Raw genomic sequence first — 16353 nt, forward strand, 5'->3', positions numbered from 1 at the left:
GGGAAGGGCGGGAAGGGCGGAGCAAGGCCGGGCCGGAGGCCGGAGACGCAGGCAGGAGTAGCCTCGCCGCCATGCATGCGATCACGATCCCTGAACCCGGCGGTCCCGAAGCGCTCGTCTGGGCCGAGGTCCCCGATCCCGTGCCCGGCGAGGGCGAGGTTCTGGTCGAGGTGGCGGCCAGCGCGGTCAACCGCGCAGACCTGCTGCAGCGGCAGGGCTTCTACGACCCGCCGCCCGGCGCGTCCCCCTACCCCGGGCTCGAGTGCTCGGGCCGTATCGCCGCGCTGGGCCCCGGAGTCTCGGACTGGGCGGTCGGCGACGAGGTCTGCGCGCTGCTCGCGGGCGGCGGCTACGCCGAGAAGGTGGCCGTGCCCGTGGGGCAGCTGCTGCCCGTACCCGAAGGCGTCGACCTCGTCACGGCGGCTGCCCTGCCCGAGGTGACGTGCACCGTCTGGTCGAACGTCTTCATGATCGCCCACCTGCGCCCCGGCGAGACGCTGCTCGTGCATGGCGGATCGAGCGGTATCGGCACCATGGCGATCCAGCTCGCGAAGGCGGTCGGCGCCAAGGTCGCGGTCACCGCGGGCGGCAAGGAGAAGCTGCAGCGCTGCGCTGAGCTCGGCGCGGACATCCTCATCGACTACCGCGAGCAGGACTTCGTCGAGGAGGTGCGCGCCGCCACGGACGGTGCGGGAGCCGACGTCATCCTCGACATCATCGGCGCCAAGTACCTGGACCGGAATGTGAAGGCCCTGGCCGTCAACGGCCGGCTGGCGATCATCGGGATGCAGGGCGGCATCAAGGCCGAGCTGAACATCGCGACCCTGCTGAACAAGCGCGGCGCCATCACCGCGACCTCGCTGCGCGGGCGGCCGGCGGACGAGAAGGGCGCGATCGTCGCGGCGGTGCGTGAGCATGTGTGGCCGCTCATCAGCGGCGGACATGTGCGGCCGGTCGTCGACCGTACCGTGCCGATGAGCGAGGCCGCCGCCGCCCATCGCGTACTGGAGGAGAGCACGCACACGGGGAAGGTGGTTCTCACCCGCTAGTCACCCGCCCGCAGCAGCGGTTCCACCCTCCCGGGTGCACGGGGCGGCCAAATGGATCAGGCCCAGTGCCTGCATTGTCGTGAGATGTGACGATTGCTCCGTATCGCGACTCATGGCAGTCGTGTCTCACGGCACCACCGATTGTGCCTTCCTGGCACCGGGAGGGGGTCACCGATGTGACTCCACGGCTCCGAACGCATTGCCCCGCCGGGCTCCTGCTGCTCGCCGGGCTGCTTCTCTCCCCTGGCTGGGCCCTGCTCACCCCCGCATGGCATCAGCTGCCGTCTCCTGGCCCGCCCTCTGCCGTTCGTGCGTACGCATACGCGCCGGCCGCCGAGCCGAGTCCCGGGCGTACGGTTCCCGCCGCCGAGGAGTCGCGGGCCGGGAGCCGCCCCGGCGAAGGGCGGCCCAGACCGGGACGTGCGGACCCGCCGCCGTCGGACGACAGTGCCGAGCCGACGGGTACGGCCTCCGGGCCTGCGTCGAGCGGCACCGGTGCCCCGTCCTCCGACTCTCCTTCGTCCAGCTCCTCGGCGTCCTCCGGTTCCTCTGTGCCGTGGCCGCCGGATCCCCCCGTGCATCGCGACGAGGCCGTAGGGCCGACCTCGACGCCCACCGCGTCGGCCGACGCCACGCCTGACCCACGTGGGCAGGCCGCCGGCCCCACCGGGCCTGTCCTGGGGGTTCTGCCGCTCGGCACCGGACTGGTCCTCGTAGGGCTCGGGCTCGCCTTCCTGGCCCTGCGGCTGCGGCGCGGCTGACGGTTTTTTGCGCCCGCCCCGCCCCTTCCCGCTGCACCTGATATGCGGCTCCGCCGCGCGGCGGGGGCCAGCCCCTGGACCCCGTTGGGGGGCTTCGCCCCCACACCCCCATCGCCCTGACGGGCTCGTCCTCAAGCGCCGGACGGGCTGAATTTGCTCGTCCTCAAGCGCCGGACGGGCAGAAATTCGCTCCCGTGAACCACCCGCGCCGCGCCGTCGACCGCCTCTCCCGCGACATTTCTCACGACGGACACGCGCAGCCCGCATCCAGCCCCTGACCGGCCCGGACTCGACAGAACGCAGCCGCGCGTACACGGTGGATCACGGGCACGCGGGGGCACCACCGAGAAGAGACGTACGTGTGCGAGAGAATGGGCGGCATGGAGATGCCGAGGAACGAAAGGTCGCCGGAGAGCCCCCAGGTCCTGGTCGTGGGCCAGGACGGAATGGCGCTCGGCGGCGTAGGAGACGACGACTCCCGCGAGGTCCCGGTGACGGAGATGGTGGAGCAGCCCGCCAAGGTCATGCGGATCGGCAGCATGATCAAGCAGCTGCTGGAGGAGGTCAGGGCGGCGCCTCTGGACGAGGCGAGCAGGCAGCGGCTCAAGGAGATCCACTCGAGTTCCGTGAAGGAGCTCGAGGACGGACTTGCGCCCGAACTTGTCGAGGAGCTGGAGCGGCTCTCCCTCCCCTTCACGGACGAAGCGATTCCCTCGGATGCCGAACTGCGTATCGCGCAAGCCCAGTTGGTGGGCTGGCTCGAGGGCCTCTTCCACGGGATCCAGACGACCCTGTTCGCCCAGCAGATGGCAGCGCGGGCCCAACTGGAGCAGATGCGCCGCGCGTTGCCCCCGGGAGTCGGCGGCATGGAGGACGGCCAGGACCCGCGCGCGGGCGGCCGCGCCGGAGGCCCATACCTGTAGGTGAACCTCGGCGCTCCACAGGGGCCCGTACCCGTAGACCGGCCTCGTGGCACCGAGCCGCACCGCACCACACGGACGAAGTACACCGACCAAGAAGGGCCCGGCAGGCGCATCACGCGCCTGCCGGGCCCTTTCGTGTCGTGTGGTGCTCGCCTGCTGCTACGCCGGGTCGCCCGTCGAGATGCTGAGCTGGAAGTCCGGCATGTCCTTGGGGTCTTCGTCCGTGTCCGCCTCGGGGAACTGCTGCATGATCGTGCCCTCGCCGTACGTGTTCTCGTCGACGTACTTGATCTTGTAACCCCAGCCGGCCGCCTGCAGGCACTCCTTCACCGAGTCGATGTTCTTGAAGACGAAGTTGGGGACCTTGATCTTGTTCTCGTCGTTGTACGACTCGCCGGGCTCGGTGCACTCCGCTTTGTCGATCTTCTTCGTCGTGTCCGGCCCCTTGTGCCCCGCGACCTCCGACGCCGACGCCGACGGCGAACCGTTCGCCTCCGAGCCGTCGCTGCCCCCGTCGTCCCCGTTCAGCGTGATGGCCGTGATCAGGCCGCCTATGGCGATCAGCGCGACGACGATCGAGCCGACGATCACCGGCATGCTGCTCTTCCGGCCGCCGCCCGGGGCACCCGAACCGCCCGCCGGCTGGGTCGAGATGACGTACGGAGGCGGGGTCTGCAGGCCGCCCTGGTGTGCGTACGCCGCCGGGGCAGGGGTCGCTGCCGGGTGCTGGTAGCCGCTCTGCTGCGGATAGCCGTACCCCGGAGTGGGGGCGGGTGACGGGGTGGGGGCGCCGTAGGGGCCCGGCTGGTACGGCGTCTGCACGTTCCCCGTCGGGGCCGGCGTCGACTGGTCCACCGGCGGGAAGACGGCGGAGCCGACGCCCGCGCCGCTCGGCGTCTGCGTACCCGGCACGATGCTGGGCGCAGCCGGATGCAGCGACTGGGCCACGCGCAGGCACTCGTCGCGCATCGCCTCGGCGCTCGGGAAGCGTTCGTTGGGGTTCTTCTTCAGCGCGCGGGCGACCAGCGCGTCCACCGCCGGGGGCAGCGCCCGGTTGACCGAGGAGGGGGCGACCGGCACCTCCTGGACGTGCGCGTACGCGATGGCCAGCGGCGAGTCGGCGTCGAACGGCAGCCGTCCGGTGACCAGTTGGAACAGCATGATGCCGACGGAGTACAGGTCGGAGCGCGCGTCGACGCCCCTGCCGAGCGCCTGCTCCGGCGAGAGGTACTGCGGGGTGCCGACGACCATGCCGGTCTGCGTCATGGACGTGACACCCGACTGCATGGCGCGCGCGATGCCGAAGTCCATGACCTTGATGACGCCGCGCTTCGTCATCATCACGTTTCCCGGCTTGATGTCCCGGTGGACCAGGCCCATTTCGTGGCTGATCTCCAGGGCCGCCAGCACATCCGCGGTGATCTTCAGGGCCTTGTCGGCCGGCATCGCGCCGTACTGCGCGACGTCCGCGTCGAGCACGGAGCCGAGCGGCTTGCCCTCGACGTACTCCATGACGATGTACGGCGTCGTCATGCCGTCGAGCGTGTCCTCGCCGGTGTCGAAGACCGAGACGATGTTCGTGTGCGTGAGTTTGGCCACGGCCTGGGCCTCGCGCCGGAACCGCTCACGGAAGGCCTGCTCCCGCCCGAGCTCGGTGTGCAGCGTCTTGATCGCGACCTGACGGTCGAGCACCGAGTCGTAGGCGAGGTGGACCGACGCCATGCCGCCCTGGCCGAGCAGATCGCGCAGTTGGTACCGCCCGCCGGCAATCGAACGCTCCGCGTACCGGCCCTGTGCGCCGTCGTGGCTCATCTTCTGGGTCCCCCATCGGCGCGGGCGGTAGCTGCCGGGCTGCTCCCCGCGATCCGTTTGATCCGTGATCGATTCTCTTATTCCCGGCCAAGTCTGCCCGAGGGCACTGACACGTCAAGCTCGGTGCCCGTTCCGTGACCGTACGGGCAAGAAGGGTTCGCGGAAGCGTTACAGGGACCGTACGGGCGGTACACAGGACGTGCATCCCCGGGGACCCTGATTTGCAAGGTGACGGCCCCCCGAGGTTTCATGGCCGGTCCATCTCGGACCGGTGCGTTGCGTGAAGGCTGTAGCGTGGGCGGACGGAAGACCGTAAGAACCACCGCGCGGACGCGGGGCAGAAACGACGGCGAGGACTGATGGCACAGACGCAGCGCGCTCAGGGCCCGTCCGACCCCGAGGCGACTGGCGGCGGTATGTCAGATGCGCCGGAATTGTGGGGCAACGGCGGGCTTGTCGGAGACGGACGATACCGGCTGACCCGCAGACTCGGCCGGGGCGGCATGGCCGAGGTGTTCGCAGCCGAGGACGTACGGCTCGGCCGCACGGTCGCCGTCAAGCTGCTCCGCTCCGACCTCGCCGAGGACCCGGTCTCCAAGGCGCGCTTCACGCGCGAGGCCCAGTCGGTGGCGGGCCTCAACCACCACGCGGTGGTGGCGGTCTACGACTCCGGCGAGGACCAGGTCGGCGGCACCGTCGTGCCGTACATCGTCATGGAGATCGTCGAGGGCCGCACGATCCGCGATCTGCTGATCAACGCGGAGGCTCCGGGCCCCGAGCAGGCGCTGATCATCGTCTCCGGCGTCCTCGAGGCGCTCGCGTACTCGCACCAGCACGGCATCGTGCACCGCGACATCAAGCCCGCGAACGTGATCATCACCGACACCGGTGCGGTGAAGGTGATGGACTTCGGCATCGCGCGTGCCCTGCACGGCGCGCAGTCGACGATGACGCAGACCGGCATGGTCATGGGCACCCCGCAGTACCTCTCGCCCGAGCAGGCGCTGGGCAAGGCCGTCGACCACCGCAGCGACCTGTACGCGACGGGCTGTCTGCTCTACGAACTCCTCGCGCTGCGCCCGCCGTTCACCGGCGAGACCCCGCTGTCCGTCGTCTACCAGCACGTCCAGGACATTCCCGTGCCCCCGTCCGAGGCCTCGGATGGGGTACCGCCGGAGCTCGACGGCCTCGTCATGCGCTCGCTCGCGAAGGAGCCGGACGACCGGTTCCAGACGGCCGAGGAGATGCGCGGGCTCGTCCAGTACGCGCTGCAGATGCTCTACGAGAAGGGCGGCCACACCGGTACGTGGAACACCGGCCCCGTGGAGATGCACGAGGGCGGCTCGACCCCGGCCATGGGCTTCGCGGGCACGACCGCTCTGCCGCACCCCGACTCCGGCACCGCGCAGATCGCGCAGCCGATGCTGCGGCCGCCGGGCGGTGACGACGGCGGTTTCGACGGCGGCTACCGCGAGGGCGGAGGCAGCGGCCGCGGCAAGCTGTGGCTCCTCGCCGTGCTCGCGGTGATCGCCATCGCGGCGGGCGTCGCGCTGGCGCTCAACGGCGGCGGTGGGGACGGTGGCGGTACGGGGACCACGCAGTCGCCGACGGTTACCCAGTCCGACAAGGAGAAGACGCCGAGCGAGACCGCGACCGAGGACGAGGCGACCGAGGACACGTCCTTCCCGGACGATGGCACTGGTAGCGAGACGGACTACACGCCGTCTCCGTCGCAGTCCAGCGGTGAGGAGAGCCCCTCGCCGAGCGAGACGGAGTCGACGGACGAGCCGACGCAGCCGACTCCTTCGGAAACCGAGGAGACGTCCGAGGAGCCGACTCCGACGGACGACGAGTCGACGGGCGGGGCGACGCTCGACCCGACGGAGCAGGCCGGCACCCAGGGCGGCATCGGCGGTTGATGACCCCCGGCCCGCGAGGGTGGCTGTGGGCCCCGCCCTAGGCCCCCGAAATCGCCCGCGGGCTCGTCCTCAAACGCCCGACGGGCTCGAGCCCGGCTTCTCCGCCTGCATCCGCGCCACAAACGCCGCCGCCTGCGACCGGCGTTCCATGCCGAGCTTCGAGAGCAGCCCGGAGACATAGTTTTTGATCGTCTTCTCGGCGAGGTGCAGCCGCTCGCCGATGGCCCGGTTGGTCATGCCCTCGCCGATCAGGTCGAGGATCTTGCGCTCCTGCTCGGTCAGGTTCGTCAGCCGGTCGTCGCCCTTGTCCTCTCGGCCGGCGCGCAGGCGCTCCAGGACCCGGGCGGTCGCCACCGGGTCGAGCAGGGACTTTCCGGCGGCCACGTCGCGTACGGCGGAGAGCAGCTCGTTTCCGCGGATCGCCTTCAGGACGTAGCCGGAGGCGCCGGCCATGATCGCGTCGAAGAGGGCCTCGTCATCGGCGTACGAGGTCAGCATCAGGCACTTGATGTGCTCGTCCCCGGAGCGGATCTCGCGGCAGACCTCGACGCCGCTGCCGTCCGGCAGGCGCACGTCTAGCACTGCCACGTCCGGGCGGGTGGCCGGAATGCGCACCAGCGCCTCGGCGGCCGTGCCCGCCTCGCCGACGACCTCGATGTCGTCCTCGACGGAGAGGAGATCATGGACGCCGCGCCGGACGACCTCGTGGTCATCGAGAAGAAATACCCTGATATTTCCGCTTTCCTGCACCCGATAAGTGTCACACACGTACTCTTCCCGCGCCCGGTGTCGCCGGGATAACGTGCCGGTGTTCCGGCCCCCTGCAGGGGCCCTGACCAGTGCTGTGACCAGCGGCTGTTCCCCCGATCGTCGATTTACTTGGAAATCCAAGCAAAATCGCAGGTCAGAGGGGTTTCGCAGATGTGCGGGGCACTGGGTAACGTGCCTACTGCAGGGCGCTCGCCGGGGCACCTGTCACGCCTGTTCCCGGCCGAGTCGCACCCACCCCGTGCAACGTACGGATCAGGCGAGCCGCACTGGCCACCCGGCAAACCCGGGGGGCCGGACCGACGGAGGAGCACACGTGACCGTGGAGAGCACTGCCGCGCGTAAACCGCGCAAGCGCACCGGCGCCCGGAAGGCGTCGCCGGGGAAGGCATCGCCGGGCGTATCGCAATCGGAGCCTGAACTCGTACAGCTGCTGACCCCCGAGGGCAAGCGGGTGCCGCACGCGGAGTACGACGAGTACATCGCCGGCATCACCCCCGAGGAGCTGCGCGGGCTGTACCGGGACATGGTGCTGACCCGCCGCTTCGACGCGGAGGCGACGTCCCTGCAGCGCCAGGGCGAGCTGGGCCTGTGGGCCTCGCTCCTCGGCCAGGAGGCCGCCCAGATCGGCTCCGGCCGCGCCACCCGCCCGGACGACTACGTCTTCCCGACCTACCGCGAGCACGGCGTCGCCTGGTGCCGCGGCGTCGACCCGACGAACCTGCTCGGCATGTTCCGGGGCGTCAACCACGGCGGCTGGGACCCGAACAGCAACAACTTCCACCTGTACACGATCGTCATCGGCTCGCAGACGCTGCACGCCACCGGCTATGCGATGGGCCTGGCCAAGGACGGCGCCGACGCGGCCGTGATCGCGTACTTCGGCGACGGCGCGTCCAGCCAGGGCGACGTCGCCGAGTCGTTCACCTTCTCCGCGGTCTACAACGCACCCGTCGTGTTCTTCTGCCAGAACAACCAGTGGGCGATCTCCGAGCCGACCGAGAAGCAGACCCGCGTGCCGCTCTACCAGCGCGCCCAGGGCTACGGCTTCCCGGGCGTCCGCGTCGACGGCAACGACGTACTCGCCTGCCTGGCCGTGACCAAGTGGGCCCTGGAGCGTGCCCGGCGCGGCGAGGGCCCCACGCTGGTCGAGGCCTTCACCTACCGCATGGGCGCCCACACGACCTCCGACGACCCGACCCGCTACCGCCTCGACGACGAGCGCCTCGCGTGGGAGGCCAAGGACCCGATCCTGCGACTGCGCAGCTATCTGGAGGCCGAAAACCACGCGGACGAGGGATTCTTCGCGGAACTCGAGGCGGAGAGCGAGGCGTTGGGCAAGCACGTGCGTGAGAAGGTGCGGGCCATGCCGGATCCGGACCACTTCGCCATCTTCGAGAACGCGTACGCGGACGGGCACGCGCTCGTCGACGAGGAGCGCGCCCAGTTCGCCGCCTACCAGGCGTCGTTCGCAGACGGGGAAGGGGCCTGATCATGGCTGCAGAGAAGATGGCCCTGGCCAAGGCGATCAACGAATCGCTGCGCACGGCGCTCGAGACCGACCCCAAGGTCCTGATCATGGGTGAGGACGTCGGCAAGCTCGGCGGCGTCTTCCGCGTCACGGACGGGCTGCAGAAGGACTTCGGCGAGGACCGGGTGATCGACACCCCGCTCGCCGAGTCGGGCATCGTCGGCACGGCGATCGGCCTCGCCCTGCGCGGGTACCGCCCGGTGGTGGAGATCCAGTTCGACGGCTTCGTCTTCCCGGCGTACGACCAGATCGTCACGCAGCTCGCGAAGATGCACGCCCGCTCGCTCGGCAAGGTCAAGCTGCCGGTCGTCATCCGGATCCCCTACGGCGGCGGCATCGGCGCGGTCGAGCACCACTCGGAGTCGCCCGAGGCGCTGTTCGCGCACGTGGCGGGCCTGAAGGTGGTCTCCCCTTCGAACTCGTCCGACGCCTACTGGATGATGCAGCAGGCCATCCAGAGCGACGACCCGGTGATCTTCTTCGAGCCGAAGCGGCGCTACTGGGACAAGGGCGAGGTCGACACCGAGGCCATCCCCGGCCAGCTCCACAAGGCCCGCGTCGTGCGCCCGGGATCGGACCTGACGCTCGTGGCGTACGGACCGATGGTGAAGGTCTGCGTGGAGGCCGCGGCCGCCGCGCAGGAGGAGGGCAAGTCCCTGGAGGTCCTGGACCTGCGCTCCATGTCGCCGATCGACTTCGACAGTGTGCAGACGTCGGTCGAGAAGACCGGGCGCCTGGTCGTGGTCCACGAGGCCCCGGTGTTCCTGGGGACGGGCGCGGAGATCGCCGCGCGGATCACCGAGCGGTGCTTCTACCACCTCGAGGCCCCCGTGCTGCGGGTCGGCGGCTACCACGCCCCGTATCCGCCGGCGCGCCTGGAGGAGGAGTACCTGCCGGGCCTGGACCGGGTGCTCGACGCCGTCGACCGCTCGCTGGCGTACTGAGGAGAGGGTCGTGACGACGATGACAGATGCTTCGCCGACCGCTGTCCGCGAGTTCAAGATGCCCGACGTGGGCGAGGGGCTCACGGAGGCGGAGATCCTCAAGTGGTACGTCCGGCCGGGTGACACGGTCACCGACGGCCAGGTGGTCTGCGAGGTCGAGACCGCCAAGGCGGCCGTCGAACTGCCCATCCCCTACGACGGGGTGGTCCAGGAGCTGCGGTTCCCGGAGGGCACGACGGTGGACGTCGGAGAGGTGATCATCTCCGTGGACGTGGCGGGCGGGGGAACGTCCGCCGCCGGTACGTCGGCCCCCGAGGCTCCCGCCGAGCCCGCCGAGGAGGCCCAGCCCGAGGGACGGCAGCCGGTCCTCGTGGGGTACGGGGTCGCGCAGTCCTCGACGAAGCGGCGGCCCCGCAAGGGCACGAGCCTCCCGGCCGGCGGCGTTCCTGCTGCGGGTGTTCCGGCGCAGCAGCCGGAGCGGCAGCAGCCCGAGCAGCCGGCACCGGCGGAGCCGTACTACCCGCCGGCGCCCGCCGAGGCCACGGCCGCGCTGCAGACGGAGCTCAACGGCCACGGCGGCGCGACCGCCGAGCCCCGCCCGCTCGCCAAGCCCCCCGTCCGCAAGCTCGCCAAGGACCTCGGTGTCGATCTGACGACCGTGACGCCCACCGGGCCCGGCGGGATCATCACGCGCGAGGACGTGCACGCGGCTGTCGCCCCGGCCCCGGGGCCCGCGGTGACGGAGGCTCCGGTCGTGCCCGTAGCCCCTGCGCCGGCGCCGGCCGCCGTGCCCGCCCCTGCGGTCTCCTTCGAGGGCCCACGCGAAACCCGCATCCCCGTCAAGGGCGTCCGCAAGGCCACAGCCCAGGCGATGGTCGGTTCGGCCTTCACCGCGCCGCACGTCACGGAGTTCGTGACGGTCGACGTGACGCGCACGATGAAGCTGGTCGAGGAGCTCAAGCAGGACAAGGAGATGGACGGCCTGCGGGTCAACCCGCTGCTGCTCATCGCCAAGGCGCTCCTCGTCGCGATCCGCCGCAACCCGGAGGTCAACGCATCCTGGGACGAGGCCAACCAGGAGATCGTGCTCAAGCACTACGTGAACCTGGGCATCGCCGCCGCCACGCCCCGCGGTCTGATCGTGCCGAACATCAAGGACGCGCACGCCAAGACCCTGCCGGAGCTGGCCACGGCGCTGGGTGAGCTGGTGTCGACGGCCAGGGACGGCAAGACCTCCCCGGCCGCGATGCAGGGCGGCACGGTCACCATCACCAACGTCGGCGTCTTCGGCGTCGACACCGGTACGCCCATCCTCAACCCCGGTGAGTCCGCGATCCTCGCGATCGGCGCGATCAAGCTCCAGCCGTGGGTCCACAAGGGCAAGGTCAAGCCCCGGCAGGTCACCACGCTCGCGCTGTCCTTCGACCACCGTCTGGTCGACGGCGAGCTGGGCTCGAAGGTGCTGGCCGATGTCGCGGCGATCCTGGAGCAGCCGAAGCGGCTGATCACCTGGGCGTAGGCGTCCGGGCCGGGAACGGCCATACGACTCTCGAGGGGTGTCCGGCGGTGCCGGACACCCCTCAGTCGTACGTCAGTCCTGCTGTGCGCCGCTGGGCAGCGTCCGCAGCTGCATCGTCGACGCGGTGTTCGTTCCGAAGCCGTAGTCCAGCAGCTTCGCGGCGTCCGTGAAGCGGTTGGTGTCGTTGAGGACGACCCCGATCAGGGTCCTGTCGCCGCGCGTGGCCGCGAAGACCAGGCACGGGCCGGCCGACGAGCTGGTGCCGGTCTTCACGCCGATCGCACCGGTGTAGGAGCCGAGCAGCTTGTTGGTGTTGTACCAGGTGTAGGTGCGGGTGCCGCCGGTGCTGGTCGTCGCGTAGCGGACGGTCTTCTGGGTCTTCACGACGGTGCGGAACGTCGAGTACTTCATCGCGCTGCGCGCGAGCTTCGCGAGGTCCTTCGGCGTCGTGTAGTTGTTCCCCGTCGTGGAGATGCCGTCGAAGGAGTCGAACTTGGTGTTGGTCAGGCCCAGGTACTCGGCCTTCTTGTTCATCTTGCCGATGAACGACTTCACACGCGCCGCGCGGGTGTCGCCGCTGCCGAACGTGTCGGCGAGAGCGTAGGCCGCGTCGCAGCCGGACGGCAGCAGCATCGCGTAGAGCAGCTGGCGGACGGTCACCTTGTCGCCGGTCTTGAGATCGGCGGTGCTCGCGCCCTTCGCGGTGACGTAGTCCCGGTAGGCCTGCCGGATGGTGACCTTGCGGTCCAGGTCGAGATTCGTCTGGCTGAGGACGACACGGGCCGTCATGATCTTCGTCGTGCTGGCCATCGGCCGCCGGGTGTTCCCGTACTTGCTGTAGAGCTGGGAGCCGGACGCGTTGTCCAGCAGGTAGGCGCCCTTGGCGCTGTTGGTGGGCGCGGTGGCGGCCTGCGCGGGCGACGCCAGGGCTCCGCCTGCCAGGACGGCGCCGATGGTGAGGACGACGGCGGCCGCTCTGCGGATACGCCTGCCTTTAAAGCCGGTTATCAAAGTGAACGCTCCGGTTGCGCGAAATGCCCTGAAGAAACGGCACATGACGATGCCGTTCGCCCGCACAGACGATCGGCGGACGAAAAGGGATGCACAGCAAACGGGTGTTGGTCTGTGACGTGGGTTACACAACGGGCGTGGAGGGCTTTTTCGGTCCGCATCGTGGACGAGGCGCGACCTTGCGTACGTGTTGTATCTATGATGTGCGCATGCCTTCAGGCCCGTCCTCCCCAGCCGTCCCCAACCCCGTCAAGCAACCTCCCGCCGCCGACCGCGTTTACCACCACGTCAAAAACTCGGTCCTGGAGCGGCGTTACGAGGGCGGGACGCTGCTCACCGAGGGCGAGCTCGCCGAGGCCGTCGGCGTCTCCCGTACGCCCGTACGCGAGGCGCTGCTCCGGCTGGAGGTCGAAGGGCTCATCAAGCTCTACCCGAAGAAGGGCGCGCTGGTCCTGCCCGTCTCCGCCCAGGAGATCGCCGACGTCGTCGAGACCCGCCTGCTGGTCGAGGAGCACGCCGCGCGCAAGGCCGTGCCCGCGTCCCCCCGACTGATCGCGCGCCTCGAGGAGTTGCTGGAGAAGCAGAAGGCCCAGGCCGCGGCCGGAGACCTGGCCGAGGCGGCCGTCACCGACCGCTGCTTCCACGCCGAGATCGTCCGCAGCGGCGGCAACGAGATCCTCTCGCGCCTCTACGACCAATTGCGTGACCGTCAGCTCAGGATGGGAGTCGCCGTGATGCACTCGCACCCCGACCGGATCGCCAAGACCCTCGTCGAGCACCAGGAGATCCTCGACGCCCTGCGCTCGGGCGACGGCGAGGCGGCCGTCGCCGTCGTCCACCGGCACGTCGACTGGTTCTCCCACCTGGCCCGGGGCGAGGTCCGATGAGCTCCTCCGCCTCCTCCGCGTCCGCATCCTCCGCGGGCTCCCTGCCCGGCGATCCGCCCGGCGGCCGGCGCGCCGTCGCCATCTGGTCGATCGGCGTCTCCGTCTACTTCGTCGCCGTCATCTTCCGCACATCCCTCGGAGTCGCGGGCCTGGACGCCGCCGACCGCTTCCACATCAACGCCTCCGCGCTGTCGACCTTCTCGATCCTCCAACTGCTCGTCTACGCGGGCATGCAGATACCCGTGGGCCTGATGGTCGACCGGCTCGGCACCAAGAAGGTGCTGACCATCGGCGCCGTGCTCTTCACGGCCGGCCAGCTCGGCTTCGCGCTCTCCCCGTCGTACGGGACGGCGCTCGCCGCACGGGCGCTGCTGGGCTGCGGTGATGCGATGACGTTCATCAGCGTTCTGCGTCTTGGTACCCGCTGGTTCCCGGCCCGCCGCGGGCCGATGGTCGCCCAGCTCGCGGGCCTCGCGGGCATGGCGGGCAACCTCGTCTCGACGATGGTGCTGGCCCAGCTGCTGCAGGGCGTCGGCTGGACCGCGGCGTTCGCGGGCAGCGCGCTGGCCGGCGTCGTCGTCCTCGTCCTGCTCGTGCTCTTCCTCAAGGACCACCCCGAAGGACACGAACCGCAGCCGCTGCCGCACCAGGGCGCCGTGTACGTACGCCGCCAGATCGCCGCGGCCTGGCGGGAGCCCGGCACCCGGCTCGGCATGTGGGTGCACTTCACGACGCAGTTCCCGGCGATGGTGTTCCTGCTGCTGTGGGGCCTGCCGTTCCTCGTCGAGGCGCAGGGCCTGTCCCGGGCGACGGCGGGCGAACTGCTCACCCTGGTCGTCGTGTCCAATCTGGTGATCGGCCTGGTCTACGGGCAGATCGTCGCGCGGCACCATGCGGCGCGGGCCCCGCTGGCGATAGGGACGGTCACCGCGACAGCGGTGGCCTGGGCCGCCACGCTCGCCTACCCCGGCGACCACGCCCCGATGTGGCTGCTCGTCGTGCTGTGCACAGTGCTCGGCGCCTGCGGACCGGCCTCGATGATCGGTTTCGACTTCGCTCGGCCCGCGAACCTGCCGGAGCGTCAGGGCACGGCATCCGGCATCGTCAACATGGGCGGCTTCACCGCCTCCATGACGACGCTGTTCGCCGTGGGTGTGCTGCTGGACGCGACCGGCGACAACTATCGCGTGGCGTTCTCGGTGATCTTCGTGCTGCAGGCGCTGGGGATGAGCCAGGTGCTGCGGTTGCGGAAGCGGGCGGTTCGGCGGGAGCGGGAGCGGTTGGTCGCCTCCCGGGTGGAGGCGGTCCACGTTCCGGCGTGACCGAACCGGGGGCTCCGGCCCCCGGACCCCCGGATCGCCCTTCGGGCTCATCCTCAATCTCCCCCAGCTACCGCTGGGAGGTGCCCCCAGACGGGCTGAATACCTCTACGGCGTCACCGTGAAGTGGCGCAGGATCGCCGCCGCCAGGTCCTGGTCGCCCTCCGACTTCACGCGGTCCGCGACGTCCAGCGGCCCTATGCGGCCGCAGGCCAGGCGGACGTACGTCTCCCAGTCCATGCTGAGCGTCACGGCGGGCCCGAGGGACGGGGCCCCGTCGATGGTGCCGCGGCCCTCGGCGTCCACGCGGACGGTGCGCAGGAAGTCCACCGGACCGTTCACGTCGAAGACGACCGCCGAATTCGCGGGCGCCCCCGCGTCCTTGGCGACCACCTTGGGCAGCGCCGCCAGGAGCAGATCACGGGTGACGTAGGCGCCGGGGGAGTCCAGGTTGCCGGGCTGTCCGAGAGCCGCGCGCAGATCCTGCTCGTGCACCCAGATGTCGAACGCCCGCATCCGCATGGCGTGCTCCAGGGTCTGCTCGGTGCCCAGCGGCCCGCGGACCGTGGCCTCCGGGTGCCGGCCCTCGTTGCGCAGCTGCCGCGAGCGGCGGATGACCGTGTACTCCAGTTCGGAGGTCATCTCAGGTGCGGTGTGGTGCCGCCGCACATCGACCTGCATCTCCATATAGCGCTGGTGCTCGGTCTTCACGTGGTACAGATCGCGCGGCAGCGTGTGGATCGGCCGCGGGTCGCCCAGCATCTCGCAGTCCAGGCCGATGACATGGGAGACGATGTCCCGCACGGACCAGCCCGGGCAGGGCGTCGCCCTGTTCCACTCCCCCTCCACGAGCGGCTGCACCAGCTCGGTTATAGCGTCCACGGAGTGGGTCCAGGCGTCGGCATAGGTCTGAAGGCTGGGATGGAGACTCACGGGACCCCTCGGGCGGTTGGTGCGCGGGCGGAACGGAACTGGGTGGGAGGCTCGGCAGCTAAGTTACGCTGCCTGAAGGCACCCCGGCAGTGCTTTCGTGTGACGATCGTAGGCCCGCGTGGACGGGTCGAATGCCAGGACGGTGGTAGTGTGCGCGCTTCGCTCATCCAGATCGGCGTGGACGACAACGAATCGGTTGATTCCCGACGGCAACGCGCGGCCTCTCTGGTGAGTGAGCAGGCGGGCGCCGATCTCGTCGTGCTGCCCGAGCTGTGGACCACGGGCGCCTTCGCGTACGAGTCGTTCGCCGCCGAGGCGGAGCCCCTGGAGGGACCGACGTACGAGGCGATGGCCAAGGCCGCGAGCGACGCGGGCGTCTGGCTGCACGCCGGGTCGATCCCGGAACGGGACCCGGAAGGCCCGCTCTACAACACCTCGCTCGTCTTCTCCCCCGACGGGGAGCTTGCCGCCGCCTACCGCAAGATCCACCGCTTCGGCTTCGACAAGGGCGAGGCCGTGCTGATGGGCGCGGGCAGCAGCCTGGTGACGGTACGGCTGCCGGGCACGACGGCCGGCCTCGCCACCTGCTACGACCTGCGCTTCCCCGAGCTGTTCCGGGGGCTGGTCGACGCGGGCGCCGAACTGCTGGTCATCCCCGCAGGCTGGCCGGAGCGGCGGCGGTCCCACTGGACGCTGCTCGCGCAGGCACGCGCCGTGGAGAACCAGGCGTATGTGCTGGCGTGCGGGACGGCCGGTACGCATGCGGGGGTGCCCCAGGCAGGGCACAGCATCGTGGTCGACCCCTGGGGCGAGGTGCTCGGCGAGGCCGGGGCCGGCGAGGAGGTCCTCACCGTGGAGCTCGACCCGGGCCGTGTGGCCACGACCCGTGAGCAGTTCCCGGCGCTGAAGGACCGGGTGCTGGGGCTGGACGCGCCGCGCCGCTGACCGAGGGATCGGGCGTCGGCCTCGCGGCGGCG

At 70.3% G+C, this 16353-nt stretch carries 15 protein-coding genes; 10 read left to right on the forward strand and 5 right to left on the reverse strand.

The features are described 5' to 3' along the window. Window positions 1–71: 71 nt before the first annotated feature. Window positions 72–1049, forward strand: a complete 978-nt coding sequence (locus tag ABT009_RS09970) for an NAD(P)H-quinone oxidoreductase (protein WP_351291528.1) — start codon at window positions 72–74, stop codon at window positions 1047–1049. A 274-nt stretch (window positions 1050–1323) separates the two neighbouring features. Here ABT009_RS09970 and ABT009_RS09975 read toward each other — a convergent pair whose 3' ends face one another. Next, window positions 1324–1542, reverse strand: a complete 219-nt coding sequence (locus ABT009_RS09975; protein ID WP_351291530.1) for a hypothetical protein — start codon at window positions 1540–1542, stop codon at window positions 1324–1326. Window positions 1543–1624: 82 nt separating this feature from the next. On the opposite strand from ABT009_RS09975, the gene ABT009_RS09980 reads away from it, so the two are divergent. Both ABT009_RS09980 and ABT009_RS09985 read left to right on the forward strand, forming a co-directional pair. After that, window positions 1625–1810 (forward strand): hypothetical protein, encoded by a 186-nt coding sequence (locus ABT009_RS09980; protein ID WP_351291532.1) that lies wholly within the window; start codon window positions 1625–1627, stop codon window positions 1808–1810. A gap of 380 nt (window positions 1811–2190) precedes the next feature. Further along, the gene (locus tag ABT009_RS09985; protein WP_351291534.1) at window positions 2191–2733 is read left to right on the forward strand and encodes a bacterial proteasome activator family protein; all 543 of its coding nucleotides are present in this window, start codon (window positions 2191–2193) and stop codon (window positions 2731–2733) included. Between the two features lie 159 nt (window positions 2734–2892). On the opposite strand, the gene ABT009_RS09990 is transcribed toward ABT009_RS09985, so the two are convergent. Then, window positions 2893–4545, reverse strand: a complete 1653-nt coding sequence (locus ABT009_RS09990) for a protein kinase domain-containing protein (protein WP_351291536.1) — start codon at window positions 4543–4545, stop codon at window positions 2893–2895. A gap of 359 nt (window positions 4546–4904) precedes the next feature. Between ABT009_RS09990 and ABT009_RS09995 the strand changes: the two genes are divergently transcribed. Further along, window positions 4905–6464, forward strand: coding sequence for a protein kinase domain-containing protein (locus tag ABT009_RS09995; RefSeq protein ID WP_351291538.1), 1560 nt, complete (start codon window positions 4905–4907; stop codon window positions 6462–6464). Between the two features lie 69 nt (window positions 6465–6533). Here the strand turns inward: ABT009_RS09995 and ABT009_RS10000 are convergent, their stop codons facing one another. Then, entirely contained in the window at window positions 6534–7214 is a 681-nt protein-coding gene (locus ABT009_RS10000; RefSeq protein WP_351291540.1) for a response regulator, read from the reverse strand. 334 nt (window positions 7215–7548) lie between these two features. Between ABT009_RS10000 and pdhA the strand changes: the two genes are divergently transcribed. From pdhA to ABT009_RS10015, 3 genes are read left to right on the forward strand one after another with little or no spacing between them, the layout of a single operon-like run. Beyond that, window positions 7549–8724 (forward strand): pyruvate dehydrogenase (acetyl-transferring) E1 component subunit alpha, encoded by a 1176-nt coding sequence (gene pdhA, locus ABT009_RS10005; RefSeq protein ID WP_351291542.1) that lies wholly within the window; start codon window positions 7549–7551, stop codon window positions 8722–8724. Between the two features lie 2 nt (window positions 8725–8726). After that, a complete protein-coding gene (locus tag ABT009_RS10010; RefSeq protein WP_351291544.1) occupies window positions 8727–9707 on the forward strand; it encodes an alpha-ketoacid dehydrogenase subunit beta in 981 nt (326 codons plus the stop codon). 10 nt (window positions 9708–9717) lie between these two features. Continuing rightward, a complete protein-coding gene (locus ABT009_RS10015; RefSeq protein ID WP_351291546.1) occupies window positions 9718–11226 on the forward strand; it encodes a dihydrolipoamide acetyltransferase family protein in 1509 nt (502 codons plus the stop codon). Window positions 11227–11298: 72 nt separating this feature from the next. Here the strand turns inward: ABT009_RS10015 and ABT009_RS10020 are convergent, their stop codons facing one another. Then, complete coding sequence (locus ABT009_RS10020) at window positions 11299–12237, reverse strand: D-alanyl-D-alanine carboxypeptidase family protein (RefSeq protein WP_351291548.1); 939 nt, start codon at window positions 12235–12237, stop codon at window positions 11299–11301. A gap of 209 nt (window positions 12238–12446) precedes the next feature. Here ABT009_RS10020 and ABT009_RS10025 point away from each other — a divergent pair, with 209 nt between their 5' ends. Together ABT009_RS10025 and ABT009_RS10030 are read left to right on the forward strand one after the other, a co-directional pair. Next, window positions 12447–13124: a GntR family transcriptional regulator gene (locus tag ABT009_RS10025; RefSeq protein ID WP_351291550.1), complete on the forward strand. Its 678-nt coding sequence runs from the start codon at window positions 12447–12449 to the stop codon at window positions 13122–13124. Beyond that, window positions 13121–14446 (forward strand): MFS transporter, encoded by a 1326-nt coding sequence (locus tag ABT009_RS10030; protein WP_351291552.1) that lies wholly within the window; start codon window positions 13121–13123, stop codon window positions 14444–14446. Before ABT009_RS10025 ends, ABT009_RS10030 begins: the two co-directional genes overlap by 4 nt. A 105-nt stretch (window positions 14447–14551) precedes the next feature. On the opposite strand, the gene ABT009_RS10035 is transcribed toward ABT009_RS10030, so the two are convergent. Beyond that, window positions 14552–15376 carry a maleylpyruvate isomerase family mycothiol-dependent enzyme gene (locus ABT009_RS10035; protein WP_351291554.1) on the reverse strand — a complete coding sequence of 275 codons (825 nt, stop codon included), beginning with the start codon at window positions 15374–15376 and terminating at the stop codon, window positions 14552–14554. A gap of 150 nt (window positions 15377–15526) precedes the next feature. On the opposite strand from ABT009_RS10035, the gene ABT009_RS10040 reads away from it, so the two are divergent. Continuing rightward, window positions 15527–16321, forward strand: coding sequence for a carbon-nitrogen family hydrolase (locus tag ABT009_RS10040; RefSeq protein ID WP_351291556.1), 795 nt, complete (start codon window positions 15527–15529; stop codon window positions 16319–16321). The last annotated feature ends 32 nt before the right edge of the window (window positions 16322–16353 follow it).

Origin of the sequence: Streptomyces sp. NPDC002896 (genome assembly GCF_040295225.1) — a bacterium.
Lineage (GTDB): Bacteria > Actinomycetota > Actinomycetes > Streptomycetales > Streptomycetaceae > Streptomyces.

Excerpts from the sequence above, each read along its gene's own strand:
- ABT009_RS10010 (WP_351291544.1), top strand. The coding sequence starts at position 8,727 with ATGGCTGCAGAGAAGATGGCCCTGGCCAAGGCGATCAACGAATCGCTG.
- ABT009_RS09995 (WP_351291538.1), top strand. The coding sequence starts at position 4,905 with ATGGCACAGACGCAGCGCGCTCAGGGCCCGTCCGACCCCGAGGCGACT.
- ABT009_RS09970 (WP_351291528.1), top strand. The coding sequence starts at position 72 with ATGCATGCGATCACGATCCCTGAACCCGGCGGTCCCGAAGCGCTCGTC.
- ABT009_RS09985 (WP_351291534.1), top strand. The coding sequence starts at position 2,191 with ATGGAGATGCCGAGGAACGAAAGGTCGCCGGAGAGCCCCCAGGTCCTG.
- ABT009_RS09990 (WP_351291536.1), bottom strand. The coding sequence starts at position 4,545 with ATGAGCCACGACGGCGCACAGGGCCGGTACGCGGAGCGTTCGATTGCC.
- ABT009_RS10030 (WP_351291552.1), top strand. The coding sequence starts at position 13,121 with ATGAGCTCCTCCGCCTCCTCCGCGTCCGCATCCTCCGCGGGCTCCCTG.
- ABT009_RS10025 (WP_351291550.1), top strand. The coding sequence starts at position 12,447 with ATGCCTTCAGGCCCGTCCTCCCCAGCCGTCCCCAACCCCGTCAAGCAA.